Below are 15,943 nucleotides of genomic sequence, written 5' to 3'. Positions count from 1 at the left end.
CCACCGTGTCATGCGGCGTGTGGTCCCGCCCGGTTGTGGGCGGGGACGGGTTTCCTGTAGGGGTCGACGGTGCTCGGTGGGGTGAACCACGGGTGCCGGTCGTCGCCGATTCTCACGTCCCAGTGGGAATTATGCAGTAGATGGTGGTGGAAGCGGCAGAGCATCACGAGATTGTCGAGGTCGGTGGGGCCGCCGTCGGCCCAATGTTCGATGTGGTGGCCTTCGCAGTGGGCGGGTGGTGTGCCGCAACCGGGGAAGGCGCAGCCGTGGTCGCGGGCGATCAACGCCCGACGCTGTTTCTTCGACACGGTCCTGCTGCTGCGGCCCAGATTCAGGGGCACGCCATCGTCCATGACGATGGGAGTGAGGTGACAGTCGCACGCGATCCGCCGCGCGGTCGCGATCGACAGTGGCCCGGTGTGGGGCATGCGTGCGATGTCTTTGTCACCGAACAGGTCCGACCCTTCACCGGTGGGCGTCCACTCGTGAGCCGACTCGCTGCGGGCGAGATCGCTGGCGTTCACGTGCAGTGACAGGTGGGGCCGCTCCCCGCCCTCGATCGGGGCGTCGCCGGAGTCGAGGTAGCGGCGCAGAATCTCCGCGAACGCATCGGCTCGCTGCCGTGCCGGGGTGCGTTTCTCAGCGGGGTCGTCGACCGGATTCCTGGGTTTGGTCAGCGCCGACAGTGCCGTCAACAGCATCTCGCCGGTCACGGCATCGAGGTCACCTTTGACGGAGACGCGGCCGTTCAACGTTTTCGAGGCGTGGAATTCGTTACGTTCGGTGTCTTCGCTGGGCGGGAGTTCGTCGGATTCGAAGATCCGCTCCAACCGCGAGATGCAGGTGCGAACGGTTATGGTGGTCGCGGCGGGACCGGACGCGGCGTCCAGCAACACTTTCCGGCACGAACCAAGCGCTTCGTTCGGCATGCCGCGCGGCGGGGTCTCGCAGAACTTCCCGATCAACGCCGCGTGCTCGGCGGAAATATCGCCGGCGTTGAAGGCGTCGGCGATCTCGGGCTGCCGGCTCAGCATCCGGCCCAACGCGAGGATCCGTGCTGCGGCCGGCACTTCCAGCAATGTGTTCGCGGCCAGCCACTGCTTGACGCTGCGGAAGCCGAGGGTGTCGAACGAGACCGCACGCGCATCGACTTCGGCGGCCATCGCTACCCGCAACGCTTGGAGCCGTTCGATCTCACGGCAAACGTCGGCCATGCCCTGCACAAGAACCGCTTCGGCGAGCGATCCCACGTCGCCAGACCGCAGCGAAGCGGCTGCGATGCCCGAATTGTTGAGTCCCCCCGGATTCATGACACGAGCCTAGTTCGAACTTACGTTCGAGTCAATGGATGCTGAGGCCGGTCGGGAGCGGCTGCGAGTAAGGCGGTTACCGCCAGTTCGTGGACCCGGGAGCAGCACTGTGCCCCGGACAAGTTCGTCCGGGGCACAGAGATGGAGCCGTAGCGATTACGCCGGAGTCGGTACCCCGCCGCCGGAACCGCTGACCTGGAAACCGGAAGAGCCGGCCGAGAATCCCAGGTTCAGGATCAAGGTGAAAAAGTCGCCCACGCTGGAGAACATTTGGAACTCCTTCTCTGTCGGTCGAACAGAAACGGTTGGTACGTGATGAACGTTATCAACCGATTGTGAGGTCTGCATGGCAGCAGTTTCCGGGCGCCGAAAGGCCGTCCCCGACGCCCCTCGCGCCGCGGGTGTTCCGGTCCGCCGCTAGTTTTTCGGCGACGTACGTAGAGTGCGCGACGGGGGAGTGGGTTCCGCGGAGGGGGCGTATGAGAATGATGAGGCTGATCGGTGTGCTCGGGACGCTGGCGCTGGCGACCGGCTGTGGTGCCGACCGAGCGACGCTCCCGTCGAACCCCTCTTTCGCCTCCACGCCGGCCGACCGAACCGGACGAATCGACGTCGGATCCGTCGCCACGCCGCGGTCCACGCTCGAACTCGTGCCGGACGGCGGTGTCCTCTCGACGATCGGTCCTGCCTCTACTGCGTCGGTGAGAGATGTACGAATCGAAACTGATGTGGAGGCGGGTGCGGATCGAGTTGTGTACTCCTTCACCGGGTCCGGAGTGCCGTTCTGGAAGGTCGGCTACGTTGCCGAGGCTGTGCCGCACCGTGGTGGTTCGCCGCTGACGATTCCTGGGCGATCGCTGGTGCAGGTGGACATGATGGACACCGCGCCACCGGCCCGTCATCTCTCTGCCGCTGCAGCACCACTGGCGGGTCCGGAAGGTTCCCGCGTTGCCCAGCTCTACTTGCTCCCCGACATTCGGGAGACCGGGAGAATCACTCAGTCCTTCATCGGTTTCCGGGACGATCCAGCGCTGTTCGATGTGACCGTGCTCGACGCCCCGCCGCGGTTGGTCATCGAGTTCCGCTAGCCCGACTATTGGTTCCCACCGCGACTGATCCGCAGTGCGATGAGCGCCATCCAGAAGGTCGAGATGTCGGCGGAGCTCTTGGTGCTGCGGCCGGTGATCGTTTCGATTCGCTTGAGCCGGTAGGCGAGTGTCTGCCGATGGATCATCAGCTTCTCGGCGGTGGCCGTCCAGCTTCGGTCGAGGGTCAGGAAGGTGTCCAGGGTTTCGACCAGCTGGGACTGGTTGGCGGTGTCGTGGTCCATCAGATCGCCCAGGACGGCACGGGCGGCGAAGGTCGCCTCGCTGAGGGTGCGGGGAAGGAACAGTGGTGACGCCGTGGAGTATTCGGCGACGGCACTGCCGTCGGCGCGTGCGGCCTGCAACGCCCAGCGGGCCTGTCGGACGCTGTCCGGAAGGCGCTGAATCGTGGAGGTGGGGGCCGAGACACCGAGATGCGGGATTCGGCCGGACAGCAGGTCCAGCGCGGCGCTCATGTCGTCGGCCGTGGTCATGAGGTAGCCCTCCTCTCCCACGATGCATGTCAGACTCGGCAAGGCGCTGTCTCCCAGATAGATTCGCGCCGCCCGCAGATGTGGTGAATCGAACGCGATCACAACCCACTCGCGGTCGGCGAGGCCGCTCTGTTCGAGCCGGGGTTGCGCGGCGTCGGAGCCGAGCGAGCCGTCGACGATCTGCTCGAACAGCAGTGCGCCGGATGCGTCGTCGCGTTCGCGGTCGCGGGTCGCGCGTTCGACCTCGATTCCGATGAGGCTCTGGGCGTGCAGCAGGCCGAACGCGTCCATGTCGATATCGGACGGGCCGTCCACGACGAGCATGCACTTGCGGTGGGTCGAAAGCGCGAAGGCCGTCGCGACCAGTTCGTCGCCTACCGTCACGGCCTGGCGAGCGGGCAGCCGGTCGAGCTTGCCGCCGACCCGTTGGCGGAGCGCTCGGACGGTCTCGGCGGGCATGCGTCCCCGGCGGCCGAGAACTTCGGTGCCGAATTCGACGTCGACAACGTGGAGGGGGTGCCCCAGTTCCGTGGACAGCCGGTCCAGCAGCGAAGAGTCAGCGAGCGTGGCGGACCTCGCCACCTCGTACAGCCGACTCAGCCGCGCGATACGGCTGATCTGTTCGCTCTGGGTGGCGACGCCGACCGTCCGCCCGATGGCCGAGAACGGCGTGGAATGCGAGACGCTCAGGATCGGCAGGTCCAGCGCGTTCGCCTCGTCGAGCATCCCGTCGGTCAGCGGTGGGGCTTTCAGGTCGTCGCCGATCGCCATGCCGGCGATGCCCGCTTTGTGGAGCCGGCGGATCATCTCGATCTGGAGTGCTTCGTCTGAGGGAATGCACATGCCGGTGGTCATCAGCAGTTCGTCGGTGGCCACCCAGTTCCACGGGTCGTCGAGCTCGCAGGAATGCGCCCACACGACCGGTCGGTCCAGGCCGCCCGATCCGGCGATCGTCCGACAACCCAACTGGCGCATGGCGACGAGGTCGCCCACGGTCAACTCGGACATTGTGTTTCCTGCCGACGTTCGGGAATGAGGACTGCACTATACGAGGGTATGTCGATTGCGGGGAAGTCCGTACGACAGTACGTCGCTGTTGCAGATCAGTGTGTGACAGCCTCGACGAAGGTAGCGCCTCGCCCCTTTCCCTTGCGGTAGTGGCGATTTCGTCCACAGATCAGGTCGCTGCCGGGTATCGAGAGGAGAGTCGGATGTCGCAGGAAACCAAGGTGATCGAGGTCCGGGAGGCGCCGTTCACGTGGGCGAAGACCGCGGAGTACAGCCAGGTCGTCAGGGTCGGCGACTTCGTCTACACGGCGGGCATCGGTGGCTTCGATGATGCCGGCAGCCTGGTGGCAGGCGGTTTCGTCGAGCAGGCCCGGCAGGCGTTCCGGAACATCGAACTCGCCCTGCGTTCGCACGGGGTGGGTCTCGAGTCGATCGTGAAGATGTCGGTTCACGTCCCGAACATCGAAGACTACGACCTGTTCAAGCAGGTGCGTCCCGAGTTTCTGCAGGCTCCGTGGCCCGCTTCCATCGCCATCTCCTCGGGATTGCTCGTCGAGGGCATGCTCATCGAAATGGACGCCGTCGCGGTAGTCGACGGCAAGCGCGTCTTCGTCGGCTGACGTCCCGAACGCTGAGCCCATCGGTGAGGCCGCCCGATCACCGTCTCGCTTGCGGCTACATTCGAGGGCATGAGCGCACAGCCGGTCGCCCGTCGTCGACGCCTCGCCATGTGGATCGCATCCGTGGCCGCGGTGCTGGTGTTGGCGGCGGGCGCCGTGCTGTGGTGGGCGCCGCCGCGTTACCTGCCGTGGGACACGGCGTCGTTTCCCGACGTCGACACGTCCGCGCTGACGCCCACCCAGGCGAAGGTCGTCGGTCTTCTGGAGAACGAGCACCGCGAGCAGCGGCCCGGCACGTTCTACTCGGAGGGCGTCAAGGAGCCGTGGTGCGCCAACTTCGTCAGCTGGGTGATGCGCGAGGCCGGCGAACCGTTCTCGAACCCCAACTCGGGGTCGTGGCGCATTCCCGGTGTGTACACGCTGCAGGAGTACTACGAATCCCAGGGGCGCTTCGAGCCGATCGGTAACGGCTACCGTCCCAAGACCGGGGATACGGTGCTGTACGACAACGAGTTCCGCATCGGTCAGCACACCAACTTCGTGGTCGCGGTGGACGGCGACACCGCGACCACGGTCGGCGGCAACGAACTCGGCAAGATCCGTGTGCACGATCTCGACTGGCTGTCGGACGGCGCCGTCGTCGGGTTCGGCCGGCTCGATTCCTGACGGCTCACCGGGATCGGAGCGACGGCGCAAGCTGTCAGAACGCCCATCGCAGCGCCGCGGCGATCTCCTCGTCGCTCGCATCCGCGAATCGCGCGGTCTCTGCACGGCGGACGTCGACGATGGTCGCGGACAGCTCGGTCCCGAACGCCTCGGTGAGCATCGTGTCCGCCTCGAAGGCGTCGGTGGCCGCGGCGAGAGAACTCGGCAGGCGGTCGATTCCGCGACGGCTGCGTTCCTCGTCGGTGAGCGAAGCCGGGTCGACGTCCACCAGGTCGGGCAGGGCGACGCCCTCGCGGATTCCGGCCATCCCGGCGAACAGCAGACCGGCCATGCACAGGTACGGGTTCGCGGACAGATCCAGCACCTTCACCTCGAGATTCGAGGCGCGGTCCTCCTCGCCGCCGCTGCCGGTGACCAATCGCAGTGCGGCCTCGCGGTTCTCGTGGCCACATGCCCGGAACGGCGCAGCCCACTGCCCGGGCACCAGGCGAAGGTAGCTCGCCGCCGACGGTGCCCCCACCGCGAGCAGACCGGGTAGGTGTTCGAGGATGCCGGCGGCGAAGGCCTCGGCCGTCGCGGTCAGCCCGCACGGGCCGTCGCCGCCGCTGTGCAGATTTCGTCGGTCCCACCACAGCGACAGATGCACGTGTCCGCCGTTGCCGACCCCGCCGGCAACCACTTTGGGGGAGAACGACACCCGCATTGCGTGCCGGACCGTCACCGCTCGGATCGTCTCGCGCACCAGCACCGACGTGTCGGCCGCAGCGAGTGGGTCCTCCGCGGCGACCGACAACTCGAACTGCCCTGACGCGTACTCCGGATGGATCTGCTCCACCCGCACACCCTGCTTCCGCAGTGCGCTCGCCAGGTCGGTCAGGTAGTCGGACTTCTCGACCAGCCGCGTGAATCCGTACGCGGGCCCCCGGGTGGCGGGGGTGAAGCCGTCGGCGTCCGCCGCGACGATCCACTCGATCTCGAACGCCGCCTGCGCCGTCAGACCCTCGTCGTCGAGTTGCGCGACCGCCCGGCGCAGTGTCCCGCGCGCATCCTGGGGGTGCACCTCGCCGTCCTGCGTGTACCGGTCCACGGGCGCCCACGCCCACCCCGGCACCGCGGCGAGGACGGTGATCCGGGCGAGGTCGGGCATCAACCGCAGGTCGCCGACCGGTCCGCCGGCGTAGCGGCCGGGGACGATCGTGTCGTCCGGGGCGAACGCGTCGAAGACCGGGGAGGCGCCCACGCCCCACGCGGCGGCCCGCTCCAAACGGTCGATCGGGACGGCCTTGGTGCGCACCACGCCGCTGTTGTCGACCCACGGCAACGCGACGAGCACCACCCCGGCGTGGGCGAGTTCGCCGGTGAGCCGCGCCGCGGCGAGGGCCCGACGCTCGCGTTCGAGCCGATCCATCGCAACTCCCTCGCAGCGGGGCCGGTCGGCGGCAGAATGGCAGCGTGACGTTCTCACCGGACGATACGCCCCCGGCCCCCGACGGTGACTCGTTTGCGGAGATGGTCGACGCCCTCCCGCTCGTCGATCATCACTGCCACGGCGTGCTGCGTCGCCCCCTCGACCGGGCCGGGTTCGAGTCGTTCCTCACCGAGGCGGCGGCACCCGGATGGTGGCACGGGAGCCTGTTCGACACGCAGGCCGGCACCGCGGTCCGCAGTCTGTGCGCGCCGGTGCTGGACCTCGACAGGCACGCCGGACCCGACGAGTACCTCGACCGGCGGACCGAACTCGGCGTCGACGAGGTGACCCGACGGCTGCTCGACGCGGCCGGGATCTCCGAGTTCCTCGTCGACACAGGGTTTCTCCCGGACCGGCTGACGGCGCCGGACGAGCTGGCAGATTTCACCGGCGGTGTCGCGCACGAGGTGGTCCGCCTCGAGTCGGTGGCCGAGGACGTCATCGCCGGGCACAATGCCGACGCGTTCGCGCCGACGTGTCGAGCGCGGTTGGCCGACGCGTCCCGCACCGCCGTCGCGTTCAAAACCGTTGCGGCCTATCGGGTGGGCCTGGATCTGGCGGCGGATCGCCCGTCCGACGCCGCGGTCTTCACGGCCGCTGCGCGCTGGGCGGCGGACGTCGCCGCGGGGCGCCCGGTTCGGCTGCACGACGAAACCCTCGTCCGGTTCCTGTTCTGGACCGCCGTCGATCTGGGTCTGCCGATCCAGTTCCACGTCGGTTACGGCGACGCCGACACAGATCTGCACCGCGCGGACCCGCTGCTGCTGATGCCGCTGCTGCGGGCTACCGCGGGCCGGGACGTGCCGATCATGTTGCTGCACAACTACCCCTTCCACCGAAATGCGGGCTATCTCGCGCAGGTGTTCGACCACGTCTTCGTCGACGTCGGGCTCGCCGTGCAGAACGTCGGTGGTGGCGGCGCGGCCCGCATCCTCGCCGAACTGCTCGAGCTCGCTCCGTTCGGGTCGGTGCTCTTCTCCACGGACGGGTGTGGGCTGCCCGAGCTGTTCCACGTGGCCGCGGTGCGGTTCCGTCGCGCACTCGCAGCGGTGCTCGACGCCGAAGTGGCCCGGCGGGACTGGTCGCGTGCGGATGCCCGGCGCGTCGCACGGATGATCGCCGCTGACAACGCGCGCCGCGCCTACCGGCTCGGATCCAACACCCCACCGACCGATTAGTCCGAAACGCCAGGAACCGAGGGGCTGTGATCCGGGTCTCTCGCATGGCATAGTTTCGGCCCACACCAACACGCCACGCGGCGTGCATCGAGCGAGGAGCCGTCAATGCTGAGTACGATGAATGATTTACCTCTTTCCATCGCGCAGCTTTTGCGGCACGGAAGCACCGTCCACGCGGACGCCGAGGTGGTGACCTGGACCGAGGCCGGCGCGCGGCGTCGGACGTACGCGGAGGTCGGCCTGCGCTGTGCACAGCTGGCGCACGCCCTCCGCGGCCTCGGCGTCGACGGTGACGACCGGGTCGCGACGTTCATGTGGAACAACGCCGAGCACCTCGAGGCCTACCTCGCGGTGCCCTCGATGGGGGCGGTGCTCCACACGCTCAACACCCGACTGTTCCCGGAGCAGTTGGTCCACGTGGCCAACCACGCCGAGGACCGCGTGATCATCGTCGACGCCACGCTCGTCCCGTTGCTCGCGCCCCAGTTGCCGCAGCTCAAGACCGTCGAGCACGTGATCGTGACGGGAGAGTCGACGGCCGGGTTGGAGGTGGCGGAGGGCGTCCAGGTGCACACCTACGAGGACCTGATCGCTGGCGAGTCGACCGAGTACGACTGGCCCGAGCTCGACGAACGATCAGCAGCGGCAATGTGTTACACCTCGGGGACCACCGGTGACCCGAAGGGTGTCGTGTACTCGCACCGCTCGATCTACCTGCATTCGATGCAGGTCTGCATGAGTGACGGGCCGAACCTGGCGCAGGGCGACCGCGCGCTCGCGGTGGTGCCGCAGTTTCACGCGATGTCGTGGGGGCTGCCCTACGCGGCGTTCATGATCGGCGCGTCGTTGATCATGCCGGACCGGTTCCTGCAGCCCGGCCCGCTCGCGGAGCTCATCGCGGCGGAGCGGCCGACGTTCGCGGCCGCGGTGCCGACGATCTGGCAGGGCCTGCACCTGCACCTCGAACACCATCCGCAGGACATCTCGTCGATGCGTGAGGTGCTCATCGGCGGGGCCGCGGTGCCGCCGTCGCTGATGCACGCGTTCGAGAACGACCACCAGGTGTCGGTGCTGCACGCGTGGGGGATGACCGAGACGTCGCCGGTCGGTTCGGTCGCGCGTCCGCCCGCCGAGGCCACGGGGGAGGAGCGATGGAAGTACCGCTACACGCAGGGCCGGTTCCCGGCATCCGTGGAGGCCCGCCTGATCGACGACGACGGCAACCGGGTTCCGCACGACGGCACCAGCATCGGTGAACTCGAGGTCCGCGGGCCGTGGATCACCGCGTCGTACTACGGCGTCGAGGCGCCGGACAAGTTCCGGGACGGCTGGCTGCGCACCGGTGACGTCGGCTCGATCACGCCCGACGGGTACCTGACGCTGTCGGACCGGACGAAGGACATCATCAAGTCCGGTGGGGAGTGGATCTCCTCGGTCGACCTCGAGAACGCGGTGATGGGGCACCCGGCCGTGGCCGAGGCCGCGGTGATCGGCATCCCCGACGAGAAGTGGGACGAGCGTCCGCTGGTGGCGGTGGTGCTGCGTGAGGGCAGCGACACCACACTCGATCAACTGCGAGACTTCCTGGCGGACAAGGTCGCCAAGTGGCAGCTCCCGGAGAACTGGGCGGTGATCCAGGAGGTTCCCAAGACCAGCGTCGGCAAGTTCGACAAGAAGCGCCTACGCGCCGATTTCCACGACGGAAGCCTCGACATCACCCGGTTGTGAGCCGCCGGGCCTGCCACGCCGGTTCGGGCGCGTGGCAGGCCCCGGGAGGCTCACGCCCGTTCGAGGTCGGTGTCGTTCGCGGGCTCGGCGGTCCCGGACCACTTCGGGGCGGGCGGCGCCCACGTCGTCATCGCGGTCCGAACGTCGTCGAGGTCGGTGGCGACGAGCAGCGCCTCCCGCTGGTACGCGGCCACGAACCCGGCGTCGACGAGGTGGTCGAGGAGCGCGACGAGGGGCTGCCAGAAACCGTCCGCGTCGAACAGGAACACCGGCTTGTCGTGCAGCCCGAGCTGCTGCCAGGTCCAGATCTCGAAAAACTCGTCGAGCGTTCCGGCGCCACCGGGCAGCACCACGAAGGCATCTGCGAGCTCGGCCATCCGCTGCTTGCGGACGTGCATCGATTCGACGACCTCGAGGGTCGACAGGCCCGGATGTGCGATCTCCTTGTCTGCGAGATGCCGGGGAATCACCCCCACGGTCTCGCCGCCGCCTGCGACCACCGCGTCGGCCACGGCGCCCATGAGTCCGACGCGGCCGCCGCCGTACACCAGGCCGATTCCGGCCGCGGCCAGGTCGCGGCCGAACTGCGTCGCCGTCTGCAGATGGGTGGGATCGTGCCCGGTGGCCGACCCCATGAAGACGGTGATCCTCATTCCACTCCTTAATGCAACGCAACGTTGCGTTGCATCCTATCGCGTGGCAGCATGCGCGCATGCCGGTTCCCAGTGCCGAGCCGCGTCGCGGCGGCCCACGCAAGCGTGACCTCGTGCTTCGGACGGTCGTCGACGAGCTGGCCGTGACGCCGTACGCGCAGCTGACCGTCGAGCGCATCGCCGAGGCGAGCGGTGTGCACAAGACCACGCTGTACCGCTGGTGGTCGGGCAAGCCGGAACTCGTCGCCGACGCACTCGCGACACTGATGGACACCGGGCCGGTTCCTGACACCGGCAGTACGCGGGACGACCTCGTGCAGTGGCTGACCGGGACCGTGCGCAACTACGCGGGCTCACCCCTCGGCGTCGCGATGCCCGCCCTCATCAGTGACCTGGCCCGGACGCCCGAGGGGCTCGCCGCCTTCCGGGGCGCATTCCTTGCCGAGCGCCGCACCAATTGCGTGGAGGTCATCGACCGGGGGGTGGCGCGGGGAGATCTGCCGGCCGATCTCGACGTCGACCTGTTCATGGACACGCTCGCGGGCGCCGTCTTCTACCGCCAGGTGGTCAGCGGCGGCCTGGTCGACGCCGACCTCGCCGAGCGCGTGGTCGACCTGCTCCTACCGTCGGCGAGTGGCGCCCGCGAGTAGCGCAGACGTCATGAGAACGGCTGCAGCGCAGATGAATGCCGCCCGGAACCCGTCGCCGAGCATCGGTGCCACGACGAGCGGTCCGAGGATCTGGCCGAGGCCGTAGATCGCGGTCAGCGCGGCCGCGGCTCGGGGGATGCCCAGTCCCAGAGCCGAATCCATGGCCAGCAACGTGATTCCCATGAATGTTCCGCCGAACAGGACGGCGGCCACCACGGCGGCTATCGGTCCGTCGACCAGTGCGGGCAGCAGCGCCGACACCGACTGAAGCAGGAGTGCCACGGCCAGCAGGGATTCGGCCGACCAGCGGCGGAGGGCTTTCGCCCACAGCAGCGGTGACGGCACGGCGGCGAGCCCGACCACCACCCACGCGGCGGGGCCGGTCCACGCTTCGCCGCCCGCCGATACCGCCGCGACGAGGAAGGTGCCGAGGATGATGTAGCCCAGTCCCTCCAGGAAGTACGACGCGCCGAGTGTCCACCACCGTGCGGACGGCGCCGTGCGGGGCGGAGGTCTGCCGTGGGTCGGGGAAGGCGGTGGGTATCCCGGGGGCAGGCTCCACGCGATCGCGGCATACCCGACCGTGGACGCCGCGGCGACGACCCACAGCGCAGTCCACGACAGCATCGGCCCGAGCACGGCGACGAGCACCCCGGAGGTCGCGATGCCGATCCCGACGCCGGTGAAGGTGATCCCGGCCGAGGGGTGTCCCACCACGGCCGTGGCGCAGTAGACGAAGATCGCGGCGCTGGCCACGCCCGCGACCACGCGCGCGGCCAGCCACACGCGTACGTCCGTCCCGACGGTCATCGCGAGTTCGCTCGCGACGAGGGCGAGGATCGAGGCGCGGAAGACGGTCACCGAGCGCGTGCCGGCCGGGAACACCGCGAGGGCGATCGCACCCAGGAAGTAGCCGAGGTAGTTGGCGGTCGCGACCAGTGCCGTGTCCGAGTGCGAGACCCCGGTCTGCTCCTGCATCAGCGGCAGCAGCGGGGTGTACACGAACCTGCCGACCCCCATGGCGGCGGCGAGTCCGGCCGCCGCGCGCACCACCGTCAGGCGTGTGCGGCGGGCCGGGACCTCCAGGTCGGTTCCTGCCGGCGCGCTCACGTCGTCCCCCTTCGTCGCCTCGACGTTATGCGGGAGGACGGCCGGACGGAAATGCCGCCTCGTTTGGATCTATGCTCAGCAGTTATGAATGTCGAGTTGCGGCATCTGAGGGCGCTGGTCGCGGTGATCGACGCCGGGACCTTCACCGGCGCTGCCGAGCGACTGAGCATCACCCAACCCGCGCTGACGCGGACGATCCAGCAGCTCGAGGCGACGCTGGGCACCCGGCTGCTGGAGCGGACGTCCCGCTCGATGGAGCCCACCGACGACGGGCGAGCCTTCGCGGAGCGGGTGCGGCACGTGCTCGGCGACCTGGATGCTGCCGTCGCATCGGTGCAGGCCAACCGGACGGTGCGGCTGGGGTTCAGCTGGCTGCTGCCCGATCCGTGGGCGCACGACACGATCGCCGCGTGCGAACAGCGCTCGGGTGCGCGCGTGCTGCTGCAACGGTGCGACGACCCGGTGACGGCACTGCGGGACGGTGTCGTGGACGCCGCGGTGATGCGCGGTGAGGTTTCCGGCGCAGCCCTCGCCGTGCATCACCTGTTCTCGGAGCCCCGGGTCGCCGCGGTCAGTGCCCGCTCACCCCTCGCGGAGCGGGACACCGTGACGTGGGAGGAACTGGGGACGCATCCGCTGGTGGTCAACACCCTGACCGGGACGACCCGCGCCGAATCGTGGGCCGCGCCAGACCCGAACCGGGAGATCGTGACCTGCACCAACTTCGACGAGTGGCTGGAGCTGGTCGCGGCCGACCGCGGTGTCGGGGCGGTGCCGGTGGCGGCGCGCCGCCGCGTCCACCACCACAACGTCCGCTTCGTCGACATCGAGGGGGCCGCGCCGACCGCGGTGAGCCTCGTTTACATCGCGAGCCGCGTGACTCCGCTGATGCGGGTGCTGCGGGACTGCGCGCTGACCGAGGCCCGCCGCCTCCGGCGCTGAGACCGTCTACGACGCGCTGCCGAACCCGAACGGCGACGGTGTCACGTCGAACTCGACTGTGGTGGTTGCTGTTTCGCCCGACGGCGGCGCGAAGGTGGCAACTGCCGTGTAGCGGCCCGCCTCGTGGACTCGAACGACCTGGGTGGCGCCGCCCAAGGTCAGCGGAACGGTGAAGCTGGTCGTGTCGCCGTCGGGTTCCGTGAGGGCGAGGGTGACGGGGGTGGTGGCGTCGGCGCCCGACGGGGCGGGGCCGACGACCACCGCCAGGGTCGTGATCGTGCTGCTGAAGACGGTGCCGATCGGAGGAACGACGGTCACGGTGTACGTCGTGGCAGCGGAAGCGGTGGGCGCGAATGCCAGGCAGGCGGCACCGGCGAACGCGGCGAGGGTGGCGGAACTGCGCGGGAGGCTCATGCGAATCCCTTCGTGTCGACAGCGATGAACATGCGACCCCGCCACGCTAGCTGCCCGGACCGGCAACGCATTTCACCCGCACAGGGTGAAATCCGAACTCAGAAACCCCAACCGAGCACCGCGGGCCGCTCCGCCCGGAACGCCAGATCGAACTGCGTCAGTTCGCGGTCCGACATCGCCCGCACGCGCCCGGCTGCCGCGAAGGGGCGGGCGTGGTGGCCACCGAGATACAGGCTGCCCAGGACCTCGAGATCGAGCGAGATCGTGGGTGACGCATCGGTGCGTCGGCACTGTGCGTGCCCGTCCCGCACCGTCAACGCGTACGTCCCGCCGGCATCCAGATACGGGTCGCGGACCTCGACGACGGTGTCGAGATCGAGGGCGTACGTGCGTGCCTCCAGTGCGGCCGGCACGTCCATGATGCGCAGCCACAGGTCGTCGACGACGCGGGTGGTGCGCACCAGCCGAGGGTCGGTGAGCATGTGCCGGAGCGAATCGTCGGGGTGCGTGCTCGCCTCGACACGGACCATCAGGTCCAGCCCGCACAGGGCTCGCCACAGCGCGGCGTGGGCGTCGTCGGTCACAGCGATCAACTCCTCGACGACAGCGGTGCGGGCGTCGCCGTCGCCGCGGCGTCGGAACATCGCATACCCGTCGGGGTGCAGCAGGAAGAAGAGCCCGGTACCGCCGCCGCGGCCCGACTCCGGATCGGTGAACGTGAACTCCCAGTGAGGTTCCGGTCGTGCCTGTGCGCCGGGTGTGATGCGGCGCCAGCGGTCGTAGATTTCCGGCAGGTGGCGCGCGGCGGTGGTCGCGTCAACCACCTGGACGCCACCCGGGTCGGGCGCGTCGTCACGGAACCGGGCGAATCGGCGATCGAGTGTCACGTCGGAGACGACGGTGGCGGGGCCGTACCCGAACCGGCCGTAGATGCCGCCCTCGCTCGCGGTCAGGGCGGACAGCGGCACGCCGGTGGCCGCGATCTCCCGATGCAGGTGGGTGAACATTGCACGGAGGACGCCGCGCCGCCGATGTGTCGGCGCCACCGACACCCAGGAGACGCCACGGGTGGCCGCCCGGTGCCCGCCGGGGACCGTGAGCTCGAGCGGCAGGTGGAGCGCGACTCCGACCGGGTTGCCGCAGTCGGTCGCCACGACGATGTCGTCGATCCGGTTCAGCGCTCTGCCGAGGGTCCGGTCCGGCTCCGCCGGGTGATAGCCGAACCCGACGGCGTCGAGCAGTTCGATCGCCGGCCAGTCACTCTCGGTGGCGGCGCGGACCTGGATACCTTCTGCAGACGTCATGATTGCCGATGTTGGCAGGAATCCGTCGCGACCGCCCGTGATTTTTCGGCCGGCAGCGATGCGACGGCGACGCTCAGCGCTTCTTGCCGAACCGCAGCTTCCACGGCACCAGCGCCGACTCGAGCTGGACGCCGAGGCTCATCTTCGACACACCCTCGATCCGCTCCTCGAACCGGATCGGGACCTCGGCGATCCGCATGCCGCGGCTGGTGGTCCGGTAGTTCATCTCCACCTGGAACGAGTAGCCGTTGCTGTGGATCGACGCCACGTCGATCGCCTCGAGGGTGCGCGCATCCCACGCCTTGAAGCCCGCGGTCGCGTCCTTCACACCGAGTCGCAGGATCGCGTTGACGTAGAAGTTCGCCCAGGCCGACAGCGCCTTGCGGTGCCACGGCCAGTCGCTCGCGACGGCGCCGCCCGGCACGTACCGGGAGCCGAGGACCACCGCCGCGTCCGTCGTGGTGAGGGTGCGGATCATCGTCGGGATCACCTCGGCCGGGTGCGACAGGTCCGCGTCCATCTGGACGACGATGTCGGCGCCCTCGGCGAGCGCGCGGGTCATGCCGGCCACGTACGCCCGACCCAGCCCGTCCTTCTCGGTGCGGTGGAGCACCCCGATGGGGAGGGGAGACTCGAGCGCCAGCTTCTCCGCGACGTCGCCCGTGCCGTCGGGAGAGTTGTCGTCGACGACGAGCAGGTGCAGGTTCGGTACCTCCAGCGCCGCCAGCAGCTCGACGAGCTTGGGAAGATTGTCGCGTTCGTTGTACGTAGGTACAACGACGGTCGTCTTGGGCGAGCTGCTGTCCATGGGACCTTCCTGATCACGCTCTGTCGTCTAGGCCAAAGGCGAGTGTGGTCATGAATGGAGTCGATAGCAACTCACCTGGAGTTTTACTGCACTCAGGACGCCGGTTCCGTGATATTCACCATCCACGAAACCCCGAAACGATCGGTGCAGGCACCGAAGGTGTCGCCCCACATCTGCTTCTCGAGGGGCACGTCGACGGTTCCGGACCCGGACAGCGCGGTCCAGTAGCCGCGTAGTTCGTCGGCGTCGTCGCCGCTCAGACTCACCGCCATATCGGTGCCGTGCGTCCGCTCCATGCCGGGCGGGGTGTCCGCGCCCATGATCGTGAAGCCACTGCCGGTCTCGAGCGTGGCGTGCATGATCTGGTCCTCGGGAGCGGGTGCTCCGAACTCGCCGAAGGTGCTCATGTTCAGGGTGCCGCCGAAGACGTCCCGGTAGAACTCCATCGCGTCGCGCGCGGTGCCGGGAAAGCTGATGTACGGATTGAGACGAGATGCCACGGGAT

At 68.7% G+C, this 15,943-nt stretch carries 16 protein-coding genes; 7 read left to right on the top strand and 9 right to left on the bottom strand.

The features are described 5' to 3' along the window. Nucleotides 1-8: 8 nt before the first annotated feature. Nucleotides 9-1,310 carry an HNH endonuclease signature motif containing protein gene (locus A6I89_RS10670; RefSeq protein WP_084967906.1) on the bottom strand — a complete coding sequence of 434 codons (1,302 nt, stop codon included), beginning with the start codon at nt 1,308-1,310 and terminating at the stop codon, nt 9-11. Between the two features lie 650 nt (nt 1,311-1,960). Between A6I89_RS10670 and A6I89_RS10665 the strand changes: the two genes are divergently transcribed. Beyond that, a complete protein-coding gene (locus A6I89_RS10665; protein ID WP_139811868.1) occupies nt 1,961-2,398 on the top strand; it encodes an AMIN-like domain-containing (lipo)protein in 438 nt (145 codons plus the stop codon). A 5-nt stretch (nt 2,399-2,403) separates the two neighbouring features. On the opposite strand, the gene A6I89_RS10660 is transcribed toward A6I89_RS10665, so the two are convergent. After that, nucleotides 2,404-3,897, bottom strand: coding sequence for a PucR family transcriptional regulator (locus A6I89_RS10660; protein ID WP_022598495.1), 1,494 nt, complete (start codon nt 3,895-3,897; stop codon nt 2,404-2,406). 203 nt (nt 3,898-4,100) lie between these two features. Here A6I89_RS10660 and A6I89_RS10655 point away from each other — a divergent pair, with 203 nt between their 5' ends. After that, nucleotides 4,101-4,517, top strand: a complete 417-nt coding sequence (locus A6I89_RS10655) for a RidA family protein (protein WP_022598494.1) — start codon at nt 4,101-4,103, stop codon at nt 4,515-4,517. Between the two features lie 69 nt (nt 4,518-4,586). Next, complete coding sequence (locus A6I89_RS10650; protein WP_044991489.1) at nt 4,587-5,183, top strand: CHAP domain-containing protein; 597 nt, start codon at nt 4,587-4,589, stop codon at nt 5,181-5,183. A 34-nt stretch (nt 5,184-5,217) separates the two neighbouring features. Here the strand turns inward: A6I89_RS10650 and A6I89_RS10645 are convergent, their stop codons facing one another. Then, a complete protein-coding gene (locus A6I89_RS10645; RefSeq protein ID WP_022598492.1) occupies nt 5,218-6,591 on the bottom strand; it encodes a type I glutamate--ammonia ligase in 1,374 nt (457 codons plus the stop codon). A gap of 44 nt (nt 6,592-6,635) precedes the next feature. Here A6I89_RS10645 and A6I89_RS10640 point away from each other — a divergent pair, with 44 nt between their 5' ends. Next, nucleotides 6,636-7,829: an amidohydrolase family protein gene (locus tag A6I89_RS10640; protein WP_022598491.1), complete on the top strand. Its 1,194-nt coding sequence runs from the start codon at nt 6,636-6,638 to the stop codon at nt 7,827-7,829. A 105-nt stretch (nt 7,830-7,934) separates the two neighbouring features. After that, a complete protein-coding gene (locus A6I89_RS10635; RefSeq protein WP_022598490.1) occupies nt 7,935-9,557 on the top strand; it encodes a long-chain fatty acid--CoA ligase in 1,623 nt (540 codons plus the stop codon). A gap of 50 nt (nt 9,558-9,607) precedes the next feature. Here the strand turns inward: A6I89_RS10635 and A6I89_RS10630 are convergent, their stop codons facing one another. Beyond that, nucleotides 9,608-10,210 carry an LOG family protein gene (locus A6I89_RS10630; protein ID WP_022598489.1) on the bottom strand — a complete coding sequence of 201 codons (603 nt, stop codon included), beginning with the start codon at nt 10,208-10,210 and terminating at the stop codon, nt 9,608-9,610. A gap of 59 nt (nt 10,211-10,269) precedes the next feature. Between A6I89_RS10630 and A6I89_RS10625 the strand changes: the two genes are divergently transcribed. Further along, the gene (locus tag A6I89_RS10625) at nt 10,270-10,860 is read left to right on the top strand and encodes a TetR/AcrR family transcriptional regulator (RefSeq protein WP_005516839.1); all 591 of its coding nucleotides are present in this window, start codon (nt 10,270-10,272) and stop codon (nt 10,858-10,860) included. Here the strand turns inward: A6I89_RS10625 and A6I89_RS10620 are convergent. Continuing rightward, the gene (locus A6I89_RS10620; protein ID WP_022598488.1) at nt 10,831-11,970 is read right to left on the bottom strand and encodes a YbfB/YjiJ family MFS transporter; all 1,140 of its coding nucleotides are present in this window, start codon (nt 11,968-11,970) and stop codon (nt 10,831-10,833) included. The genes A6I89_RS10625 and A6I89_RS10620 overlap by 30 nt on opposite strands. Before the next feature lie 84 nt (nt 11,971-12,054). Between A6I89_RS10620 and A6I89_RS10615 the strand changes: the two genes are divergently transcribed. Beyond that, nucleotides 12,055-12,912: a LysR family transcriptional regulator gene (locus A6I89_RS10615; RefSeq protein ID WP_005516841.1), complete on the top strand. Its 858-nt coding sequence runs from the start codon at nt 12,055-12,057 to the stop codon at nt 12,910-12,912. Between the two features lie 6 nt (nt 12,913-12,918). Here A6I89_RS10615 and A6I89_RS10610 read toward each other — a convergent pair whose 3' ends face one another. The 4 genes from A6I89_RS10610 to A6I89_RS10595 all read right to left on the bottom strand — a co-directional run bounded on the left by A6I89_RS10610 (nt 12,919) and on the right by A6I89_RS10595 (nt 15,938). Then, nucleotides 12,919-13,326 (bottom strand): hypothetical protein, encoded by a 408-nt coding sequence (locus A6I89_RS10610; RefSeq protein ID WP_013417575.1) that lies wholly within the window; start codon nt 13,324-13,326, stop codon nt 12,919-12,921. A 98-nt stretch (nt 13,327-13,424) separates the two neighbouring features. Next, a complete protein-coding gene (locus tag A6I89_RS10605) occupies nt 13,425-14,630 on the bottom strand; it encodes an enhanced intracellular survival protein Eis (protein WP_022598487.1) in 1,206 nt (401 codons plus the stop codon). Between the two features lie 73 nt (nt 14,631-14,703). Beyond that, complete coding sequence (locus A6I89_RS10600; RefSeq protein ID WP_005516848.1) at nt 14,704-15,438, bottom strand: polyprenol monophosphomannose synthase; 735 nt, start codon at nt 15,436-15,438, stop codon at nt 14,704-14,706. A 92-nt stretch (nt 15,439-15,530) separates the two neighbouring features. After that, entirely contained in the window at nt 15,531-15,938 is a 408-nt protein-coding gene (locus A6I89_RS10595) for a VOC family protein (RefSeq protein ID WP_013417573.1), read from the bottom strand. Nucleotides 15,939-15,943 lie beyond the last annotated feature (5 nt).

The organism is Prescottella equi, from assembly GCF_002094305.1.
Lineage (GTDB): Bacteria > Actinomycetota > Actinomycetes > Mycobacteriales > Mycobacteriaceae > Prescottella > Prescottella equi.
Note: the sequence above shows the minus strand (reverse complement) of the source record. Positions and strands in the feature narration are given on the sequence as shown.

Excerpts from the sequence above, each read along its gene's own strand:
- A6I89_RS10670 (WP_084967906.1), bottom strand. The coding sequence starts at position 1,310 with ATGAATCCGGGGGGACTCAACAATTCGGGCATCGCAGCCGCTTCGCTG.
- A6I89_RS10610 (WP_013417575.1), bottom strand. The coding sequence starts at position 13,326 with ATGAGCCTCCCGCGCAGTTCCGCCACCCTCGCCGCGTTCGCCGGTGCC.
- A6I89_RS10615 (WP_005516841.1), top strand. The coding sequence starts at position 12,055 with ATGAATGTCGAGTTGCGGCATCTGAGGGCGCTGGTCGCGGTGATCGAC.
- A6I89_RS10635 (WP_022598490.1), top strand. The coding sequence starts at position 7,935 with ATGCTGAGTACGATGAATGATTTACCTCTTTCCATCGCGCAGCTTTTG.
- A6I89_RS10660 (WP_022598495.1), bottom strand. The coding sequence starts at position 3,897 with ATGTCCGAGTTGACCGTGGGCGACCTCGTCGCCATGCGCCAGTTGGGT.
- A6I89_RS10645 (WP_022598492.1), bottom strand. The coding sequence starts at position 6,591 with ATGGATCGGCTCGAACGCGAGCGTCGGGCCCTCGCCGCGGCGCGGCTC.
- A6I89_RS10650 (WP_044991489.1), top strand. The coding sequence starts at position 4,587 with ATGAGCGCACAGCCGGTCGCCCGTCGTCGACGCCTCGCCATGTGGATC.
- A6I89_RS10655 (WP_022598494.1), top strand. The coding sequence starts at position 4,101 with ATGTCGCAGGAAACCAAGGTGATCGAGGTCCGGGAGGCGCCGTTCACG.
- A6I89_RS10625 (WP_005516839.1), top strand. The coding sequence starts at position 10,270 with ATGCCGGTTCCCAGTGCCGAGCCGCGTCGCGGCGGCCCACGCAAGCGT.
- A6I89_RS10600 (WP_005516848.1), bottom strand. The coding sequence starts at position 15,438 with ATGGACAGCAGCTCGCCCAAGACGACCGTCGTTGTACCTACGTACAAC.
- A6I89_RS10605 (WP_022598487.1), bottom strand. The coding sequence starts at position 14,630 with ATGACGTCTGCAGAAGGTATCCAGGTCCGCGCCGCCACCGAGAGTGAC.
- A6I89_RS10630 (WP_022598489.1), bottom strand. The coding sequence starts at position 10,210 with ATGAGGATCACCGTCTTCATGGGGTCGGCCACCGGGCACGATCCCACC.